Annotated in this window: 5 protein-coding genes and 2 tRNA genes; 3 read left to right on the top strand and 4 right to left on the bottom strand. The window is 38.4% G+C overall.

Annotation, left to right across the window (positions count from 1 at the left end; all coding sequences use genetic code 11):
* Window positions 1–266 precede the first annotated feature (266 nt).
* Complete coding sequence (gene mscM / locus BTO08_RS07805) at window positions 267–3,557, bottom strand: miniconductance mechanosensitive channel MscM (RefSeq protein ID WP_105060562.1); 3,291 nt, start codon at window positions 3,555–3,557, stop codon at window positions 267–269.
* 223 nt (window positions 3,558–3,780) lie between these two features.
* Here mscM and BTO08_RS07800 point away from each other — a divergent pair.
* Together BTO08_RS07800 and BTO08_RS07795 are read left to right on the top strand one after the other, a co-directional pair.
* A tRNA-Ser gene (locus BTO08_RS07800) sits at window positions 3,781–3,868 on the top strand.
* A 29-nt stretch (window positions 3,869–3,897) separates the two neighbouring features.
* Window positions 3,898–3,988, top strand: a tRNA-Ser gene (locus BTO08_RS07795).
* 134 nt (window positions 3,989–4,122) lie between these two features.
* Here BTO08_RS07795 and BTO08_RS07790 read toward each other — a convergent pair.
* From BTO08_RS07790 to BTO08_RS07780, 3 genes are all read right to left on the bottom strand, one after another.
* Entirely contained in the window at window positions 4,123–6,279 is a 2,157-nt protein-coding gene (locus BTO08_RS07790; protein WP_105060561.1) for a hypothetical protein, read from the bottom strand.
* 294 nt (window positions 6,280–6,573) lie between these two features.
* On the bottom strand, window positions 6,574–7,800 hold the full coding sequence (locus BTO08_RS07785) for an NRAMP family divalent metal transporter (protein WP_105060560.1): 1,227 nt from the start codon (window positions 7,798–7,800) through the stop codon (window positions 6,574–6,576).
* 329 nt (window positions 7,801–8,129) lie between these two features.
* Window positions 8,130–8,741, bottom strand: coding sequence for a LysE family translocator (locus tag BTO08_RS07780; protein ID WP_105060559.1), 612 nt, complete (start codon window positions 8,739–8,741; stop codon window positions 8,130–8,132).
* Window positions 8,742–8,839: 98 nt separating this feature from the next.
* On the opposite strand from BTO08_RS07780, the gene BTO08_RS07775 reads away from it, so the two are divergent.
* Window positions 8,840–9,709: a LysR family transcriptional regulator gene (locus tag BTO08_RS07775; RefSeq protein ID WP_105060558.1), complete on the top strand. Its 870-nt coding sequence runs from the start codon at window positions 8,840–8,842 to the stop codon at window positions 9,707–9,709.
* The last annotated feature ends 14 nt before the right edge of the window (window positions 9,710–9,723 follow it).

The raw sequence follows: 9,723 nt of genomic DNA, 5'->3' as shown, positions 1-9,723 counted from the left end.
TTGTATCAAAAAACTATTGATACAAATATCTATATTAGAGTTAAAAATATCTTAAAAACATTAAATTAACATAATAGTTTTATCAGTAACTACTTTTTGTGATCTTAGTTCATGATTTTTCGCTAAAAGGTAATGTGATTGTTATTATGTTGTTCTGTTTTAACAGATATATTAAGAGGGTTCTAAAAGGGAAGTGAAACGAGAGAGGTTCTTAATAGACGTACTGCTATCGGTTTAATAGCAGTACGTGAAGATATGATTAAATGTTATTTGCCACTGGCGGGATGATATTGCTGGCCTTTCATTGTTACTTCTAACTGCGGCGATGCTATATCAATATGATTTTTAATGAATTTGTTCTTAATTCGGCAGTGGAGATCATGGGTTAAGCTTAAGCGATGCCCCGTTTCTGCGGCATAAGCACGCAATTCAAATTGTTGGCAATTAGCGGTTAAACCTAAGAAGAATACTTCAGGTGCTGGATTATCGAGTACCAGTTCACATTCCTCTGCCGCCTCAAATAATAATTGTGTTACTAGCTCAGGATCGGCTTTAAATTTCACATTGATTGAAAGATTTACTCGGGTTATCGCATCGGATAATGACCAGTTAATAAATTGCTCAGTAACAAAGGCTTTATTAGGCACGATTACTTCTTTTCTATCCCAGTCTACAATTGTAGTTGCGCGGGTTTTTATTTTCGCGACTACACCTGTGAGCTCACGGATTGTTACTGTATCACCAATACGAATTGGTTTTTCAAACAAGATAATTAAGCCAGAAATAAAGTTGGCAAATATTTCCTGCATACCAAAACCAATACCGACACCAAGGGCTGCGACTAGCCACTGCATTTTGCTCCAGTCAAAACCAATTAATGCAGAGCCAACAATAATCCCGATAAAAATGGCTAGATAGCGAGTAACAGAAGTTATCGCATAACCCGTACCTGGGCTTAAATCAAGATGCTGCAGAATAAGCAGTTCCATAGCACCGGGTAAATCGCGCGCCAAAATAACCGTTAAACCAAAAGCAAATACCGCCAGTAAAACACTTTGTAATGTAATGGTATGTAGCTCTTCAATACCGTTGATGGTATTGGTTACATCCCATAACGTAACACCTTCTAATAGTGACGTTGCTTGATAAAAATCGGAAAACAACCAACTTAAAATAAACAGATAAATCAGTGATAATAGCGAGCGTAATAAACGTAATGATTGAGCACTGATTTTATCTAAGTCTACTTTCGGCTCTTCAATATCAATGCTGAGATCATTACTTATGTGGTGTTCGTCTTTATCTTCCAACATTTCTGCCTGACGCTGAGCAATGATTTCTTGGCGTTTTGCTTTTGCGCGTTCAAATGCTAATCGACGTTTTTGTATTAACATCAATCTTTTTATTAAGAAGTACACCAGTAAGACTACAACACCAATCACGGCACCTTGCTGAATACGAAGCATGATGGTTTGTGATGTAGCTAAGTATCCATTGAGTGCGGCATAGTTGAGCACCTGTGGGGTAATGATAAGTACCCACCAAAAGATATGGTGACCAATATGGGCTTTTCCTTCAGGCAGTTCACCATAGGTCATAGGCATCTTGAGCTTCCACAATCGCCAATGGAAAAAACTGATAGCGATATTAGAAATAATAAAAGCTAATCGCCCAAGGGTCGCTGTTGTATCGAGTTCGCTAGTTAGCATAGTGAATTGCTGCAAAATAAGTGCAGGAATAAACACCATCATTAAACGTCGATAATTATCTAATGCTTTATTGGTGATTTCTTCTGACCAACCAAAGTGACTGATGAAAAGTCCATCTTTGCGGCATAACTCTCTAATGAAAAAGAAGACAACCAGTGCATAAGGTAGCGATAGGGCTTGGCCTAAATGGAAAACAAAGGGTAACTGCCAAGCAAGGCTTAAAGTATAACCAACAATAAATATGATGAGTGGGATTGGCCATGCAAGGAGGAAGGCAATAGCAACATTGGTGTAGCTATAGCGGAATTTATCTTCAGTGACACGATTAATTCGTTTGCTGGTTTTTTCTAAATAAAGTACCCAATGTTTTTTGGCAAAATATAGAAATGCAAGCAGTGAAGCAATGACAAAAACACTAGCAAACAATGAGTAAGGGCTAATAAAATGCGGTACTTTAACAAGACCTATCCATTGTGTTGGAGAAAAGAACCATTTGATCTTTTCACCCATTTGTTTGATGACATCAAAGCTGAGTGGGTTAGTATTGGGTGCCCAAAAAAGTAATTTTGCTGATTCATTTTTAATCTTGATCAGCATGCTATTTAAGCGATCGAAAATAACTTTAAGCTTGGCTTGTTGGTAAATTAACGTTTCAGACGCTTTATTAATATCGCTGTATAGTTTGAGATTATCTTGTATCAGCGCATGTAAACGATCAATTTGTTGCTGTGATAGGTTACTTGTACTGATTTTTTCTTTGTTATTTTTCAGTAGATCAGACTGTTGTTGATAATCATAGAGGCGAATTTGATTACGGGCGACATCACGATTAAGTTTATCAATCGGTGGATTTGACGGTAAACTTTGTAATCGGTTACGAAGATTCTCACTAATAATTGGGCTTATTTTAAGCCAATCAGCCATTACTCTTAATGCATCTGCTGTTTGTGTGGTTTCAGCGATCTGCTCATTGGTTGTACTAATAGATTGCTGTGTTTGCTCAATATTTGATGTCAGCGCAGCTAACTCAGAAGATAAATGCTTATTTAACGTTAACTGCTGTTTAATCACTTCTGGCTGGTTTTGAATATCGGCTTGTAGCTCTTGGTTTTGCTCATCATTTTCTGAAACATTAGAGCGTAAAACACGATTAAGTGTATTTTGTAAGTTATTACGATATGCCTGATGTGCTTCAATTTGTAAGTTTTCATATTGCAGGTTTAATTTTGCTAACGCACGACGATTACCTGCACTTAGCTGTTCAGCTTCCAGCATAAATAAATGGCTAGTCGTATATTGCTCGGCGATTTGAAGCAGCATGATAGCTTCTGTGTTATTGCCTCGTTGCGCTTGAGCTAGCTCTTTAGTGATACTTTGTTTTTGTGTTCTTAACTTATTGGTTTGGTATGAAAAATCGTCAATACCATGCTCAATTTCAATTAAAATATTGCGGTATGACTGGCGTGCTATCTCTAGTTGGATCAGCTTGGTATCTTGCTCTGCAATTTCTAATGTAAGCTGGTCGTGATCCCAGTCGTTAGATGCTGGAAATTCTGTTGCGCTAAAATTCGCTATTTGATCTTGAACTCTTGCCTTATCTTCTGGATAGGAGTTCATTAATTTTTCATAACTACGTGTTGCTTGATTAAAGTTTTTAGTTTTCTCAAGCTGGTTTTCCGCTGTTTGATAGGCAGAAAGCTGTTTGATTATTTCAGGTGTTTTTTGTTGAGCTTCAAGCTGACTGATCTTGTTGGCAATAATATGTTCGTGTGATGCGTTCTCTTCAGCAGATAGTGGGGTGGAAATGAGAAAGAATAAGAAGAGATAAAAAAATGAGAAAAATCGCATAAAAAACCTGTAATTGAGTACTACGGATGCATAAACAGCAAGGTATATCAGCGTTATGTTACAGTAATTGAAATTGATGAAAAACAATAGATTGGTATGAGAATAGACCTAATTGATCTATAAGTCGGCGAATGAATAAGAGAATAGGAAAATACCTTGACCGATATCGCATAAGTGATTACATTAGCCGCCGTTGAAACGCATAGCGGTTCAGCAACAATGTGGTGAGGTGTCCGAGTGGCTGAAGGAGCACGCCTGGAAAGTGTGTATACGGCAACGTATCGAGGGTTCGAATCCCTCCCTCACCGCCATCTCTTATTTAATAAGAGATTACAATTTAGGAGAGATGGCTGAGTGGTTGAAAGCACCGGTCTTGAAAACCGGCATACGTTTATAGCGTATCTAGGGTTCAAATCCCTATCTCTCCGCCATATTTAGAAAAAGCCGCTAGCGAAAGTTAGCGGCTTTTTTGCGTTTGGCTTTATTACAAGACACCATCAGTAGTGTCTTGTAACATCAATTATACTTTGATGGTGATATCAAATTGTTCTGATAGTAAGTTCGTTTATAAACTGTTTATCAGTTGCTTTATATCTGAATACAATTGATAAAGACTGTGTGCTGACATATCCAAAATAGGTTCATACATGAATGAGTTCAAATGAATGTTCTCTGGAGTCATCAAGTTAACTTGATCAAGCAAGCTAATTGTGGATTGCTCAGCTTGGTGTAGCTCAATGAACTTGTCGTAAAGTGCGCGAGTTTGGTTTGAAGTAATTCCCTCAACAAATGCAGGATCAGCTATTCTGGTAATCATAAAGTGCTCAGCTTGCAATCTGATAGCCATAGCCAAAATAACTTTACATTCAAGCTCGGGTGATTCTTGAGGATCAACTACAAGCGCATCACTATGCTCTATTATCTTATCAAAAACCAACGAGTCACTGTTTGGCAGCTCTAGCGTGGATTGATCTTTAAAGATCTCACGATACATCGTTTGCATATCGCTAACTTTGATGTCTTTGGTATCTGTTTTTAGGTGCAGAAGAGAAGTTAAACGCTTGTAGTGATCTTCATGACCACAATACTCTGCAAGATTTCGAGCAAATGGGATACTAGCTAATAGGTACGCTTCGTTTGTCGCTAAGTTTTGTTTCCAAGCATTAAACACGTCTTTTTGGTATTTTTCTGGCTTTAGAACAATTTCAATTGATGACTTTGTTGCCATATGACGATTCTGACGTTTCGCGCCGAGTCGACTACTCACAATTCGATGAAAATCGAAGTTGTGAGTAAGTAGTAGCAAGCTGAAATGAGTTACTTTTGCAATATCACGGAGATACTCAACAATTGCATACTTGTTCTTGTAGTCAAAAGAATCAGCAATATCATCTATTACAACCAAGAGTGGCTGTATATTATTTTGTTTCACTTCAATTTCAAAAAGAACGTTAAGAATATAAAGTGCACGCTTTTCGCCTTGACTCAAAGCGTTTACCAAACTTGATTGGCTAACGATTTCTGACTCACCTCGTCCGTCATCAAATTCGAACTTTATAGCTGGGGCTGCGTTGTTTAGAATCACCTCATCCTGATTTTCTACACTAAGTTTAAATGGAACCTTGAAGCGTTTATTAAAAGTGTCGACGACGGTTTCCCAAGTTGTTTTTTGTTGCTGTGCTTGATGAACAATAGTTGCTACTAGCTCCTGATTAGACTTATATGTTGAAACTAATTCATCCCAAGCAGCTTGATTAGATTGTAAGTACCCGATTAGAACTTTTTTCTTAAATTCAGCAACAGCCGAAAATTCACCCAGTAGCTCTTGATGTTCTGAAATAAAATCTCGAAAAACTTGAGTTTCTTTGTTTTTCAATTTGCTATCAATACGGATAAACTTTTCTTTTAAATCAGTATTTTGTAATACTTTGTCCCGCTCGAATTGAAGTAAATCGTTGAGTTCTTTTTTTGAAGAAACTTCTTGCTTAGAACCGTCGACTGAAATATTGACACTGTGCGACGCATTGAAGAAACCATTTTCTGTTAGACTTTTTGATACGACATCAGCCTTTTGATGATTAAACGTTTTTGATAAAACGGTAGAGTTTTCAATTAATTTATCATAAGTGTCGACATAGTCTGCGAGATCTTTACTGAATCCTTCCGAGGTAATAAGTTGAAGAACTTTTGGATTAAACAAAGTATCGTACTTATATTCTCCATATTGGGTATAGTCAGCTTTTTCCTGCTCAGAAAGGGTTACAAGTAATCCTAATAGTTCTTTTTGAGGAATCCCAAAAGCTTCCTTAAATAGACTCGGTACATCTCGTTTGCCCGATTTTTTAGCAATCCCATTTATTAGAGCTGTGCGTTTTCCATCAACTTCCTTTAGAGCCGTATCATATTGTTGTTTCAGCTCCTCGTTAACTAATAAAGTTGATAGTTGTTGAGAGCTGTAGCTTTCATTATAAGAGTCAATCACCATTACTTGATCAGCAGAAATATCGGCTCCATCAATTTTGATATTTCTTATAGTAATGCGATCAGGAAAGATGAGATCTTTTGTATTCTTGTTTGTTTCAATATCTTTGAATGTTTTTGCTAATGATGTCTTTAAAGTTCCATTTGGAGCGTAGAGTGAGTTAATGCCACTATTAAAGTCTAATTCTTTAGATAATTTGTTAATCCCATAGCAATTGCTTAAATCAAGCTTAAGTTTCATTATTTATCCTCAATGTATCTGTTATTACAGATCATTTATTATCTATTTTCTGTACAAAATATTAGGCATGTTGCCATTTTTCTGTCTCAACAACCATTAATTTTTTAAGGTTATTGTGCGTTATAGATGGGTAGGATGAATGTGGTCAATGAAAGATATGCTTGATTTGTAATCCCCGTCACTATGTATAATTATATCTGCATTCGATTAAGTGCATTTATTCTAATGATGGCTAAGTTAATAAAGATCTAGCACTATCACTAGACCTTTATTGTGCGGTACTAAGTGTTGGGGTTATCCCATAAACTTTGTCATAAAGTTGCTGATGTTTGAAAGGCTAGCCGCTGCCATTACCACCACAATTAAGACACCTGTAACGGTTAGGTACATCGGGTGTTTGTAATCTCCCACGATGTCTTTGCGGCGAGTCGCTGCAAGTAGCATGGCTAATACCACTGGCAGAATAATACTGTTGATAAGACCGGCCAACATTAGCAGCAGAATAGGCATGTTCATGGTCACAGTGCCAAGGCTGGTGATGATAATAAAGCCCACACACCATGCTTTTTCATTGCGCGCAACCACAGGGAATAGGGTCTTAATCAGCGAGATTGCCATGTAAGAGTTGCCAACAACTGAAGTGATTGAAGCAACAAACAACACCAAGCCAAAGATAAAATAACCCACTTCACCTGCACCTTGTCGGAAAGCATCAGCGGCTGGATTTGATGTCTCTAATACTGCGCCCGTTGCAATCACGCCAAATATTGCTAAAAACAGCAGAATACGAATAACAACGGCGATTGAAATGCCAGCCCATGCTGCTTTTTTAATTGCGCCTACGTTTTCTTTACCTTGTAAGCCAACATCAACTAATCGCTGCGCACCTGTGTAGTAACCACCGACAGCACCACCAACTATGGTTAACGTTGGCAGTAATAGGTTACTCATATCTGTTGGTATCACAGCCGCTTTTAGTGTTTCATCCATAGGTGGAAGGCTAGTCATTGCCACATAAGCAATCAGCACAATCATAAACAAGCCAAGGTAGCGCGCCATTTGATCCATGCGCTTCGAGGCATTATGAACGACAAACAGTAAACAACCGACAACGCCTGTGAACAATGCGCCCCATGTGGTATCGACACCGGTCAGAACATTAATACCTAACGCAGCACCACTGACGTTACCAAAGTTAAACGCCACTGCACCAAGCGCAAGTAGAATACCGACAACATAGCCCATCCCCGGTGCAACACGATTAGCAATGTCTTGGATACGTAAGCCAGATACACCTACAATGCGCCACAAGTTCATCACAATACCGAAGGTGATAAACATGGATGCAAAAACAGGAAATGCCATGTCGATTTTATAGATGTTAGTAAAAACGGCAGTTTGGGTTAAAAAGCCCGGACCAACAGAGGTCGTAGCCATTAGGAAAGCTACACTTAAAATTGCTTTGTTTTGCCAAGAAGTGTCTTGAGTACTGGTAGGTGCTATAGAAGTAATCTTTGTCATGTTGGTCTCTAAAATGTTGTCTCTCTCTTTTATAGAAAAAAGAAAGACAACTGACCGAGATCAGCTGACTCAAAGAAAAGAAAAAAAACGTAAAAACAGATAGTTACGAAATGTAATCGTTTGCTTTGACGCGGATATTAGTGATATGAAGTAAAGATGTCAACGAAAAGTTAGAATAAAAATGAGACTTTACTTATTTTTTCGAGATTTATTTCCGTAAGAGGTGTTTAGTGAGAACTTTTCACTAAGTCGTTTGGATTTTGTAGAAATATTGGAGGTGATAAAAAGAAAGTCGCCGAATGATGATCGGCGACGTTGAGTTTCAAGCGCTAAGATTTTAATGTCAGCACAGTTCCGAAGGTAACCAGTCCTACGCCACAGAGTTGGTTTAGTCGCTTCTTCATATTCAATAAACGTGTTTGCAGTGCTTTTGATGTAAATAGGATCGCAACAAGGCTAAACCATAAACAGTGCATCGCAATCATGTAACCACCATATATCAAAGCGATATGGTTATTACTTGTATCAGTAGAAATGACTTGGCTAAACACGCTTAAGAAAAACAGCATGGTTTTAGGATTTAACGCGTTACAAAGAAAGCCTTGTGCTACAAAGTGTTGGCTACTTTTACTCGGCTTAGTTGCACCTTGTAGATCGGTTTTATTGTCAGAAAAAAAGATCCCTTTTATCCCTAAATAAATTAGATAGGCAGCACCTGCATAGCGAATGGCATTAAATAGCATTTCATTTTGTGAGATAAGGTAACTGATCCCCAATAATGAGTAAGAAATGTGTATGGTGATCGCAAGGCTAATACCGATTGCAGTCCAGATCCCCGCGGAACGTCCGTGATTGAGGCTGTTTTTTAACACTAATACGAAATCAGCACCGGGACTTATTACAATCAATAATCCCAAAATAGCTAAGCTAATTAGTTCCATTTGTCTCTCCAGCAAGTTTTTTATGGCGATATTGTATGCGTGCGATGGCTATGTTTTAATCGAAAAGAAGTGAAATAACATGTGAGAAAAATTCACAGATGAGACATCTTAAAGCTTTTCATGTATTCGATGTGTCAGCGTCGTGTTCAAGTTTTAGTGAAGCGGCACAGCAATTGAACATTACGCATGGTGCAGTGAGCAAACAGATCAAGACGCTAGAAACGTATTTAGGCGTTGCGCTTTTTTATAAAAAAGGGCGTAACGTCTTTTTAACGCAGGAAGGTGAAAAGTTAAAAGTGTCTACCCGTCAAGTGTTTAACGTATTGGAAAACACTGTCAATGAGTTGCGACAGTCAAGGCTTCACACGTTAGAGGTGTCATGTGAGCCAACATTAACCATGCGTTGGTTAATGCCTAGATTAAGTGGCTTTTATGAATCGTCAGGTATTGATGTGCGTTTATCGACAGCTGGTGGGGCTGTTCAATTAGGGACAAATGGCTTATCGCTTGCGATACGTCGTGATGATTTTGAGTGTCATCGTGATTACTACAAAACGTCATTAGTTGAAGAGTGGGTGGGTCCCGTTTTCTCGCCCGATTATTGGGAAAAAGTGAAGCACGATCTTGGTAGTATCACGACGATTCATAGTGCAACTCGAGCTAGCGCATGGCAAAACTGGCAGCAAATGAGCGGTACAGCAACTGATTTTACTCACCACTCGCAGCAGACATTTGGTCATTTTTATTTTTGTATTCAAGCGGCTATTGATGGACTAGGGGCTGCAATGGGGTCATATCCTTTTGTCATGGATGACATCAAACGAGGTGTGTTAGTCGCGCCATTTGGTTTTGTGCCGTCGGGGTGTGATTATATTCTGATGAGTGATAAAGCAAATTTAGTCGGTGAAGAAAAATTGTTTGCTGATTGGTTAGTGGATAATTTATCGCAGGCTATACCGAAGTGCTAAAAATGAATAAAGCC

The sequence above is a fragment of the Photobacterium angustum genome (assembly GCF_002954615.1).
Lineage (GTDB): Bacteria > Pseudomonadota > Gammaproteobacteria > Enterobacterales > Vibrionaceae > Photobacterium > Photobacterium angustum_A.
This window is presented reverse-complemented; position numbering and strand designations above follow the sequence as displayed.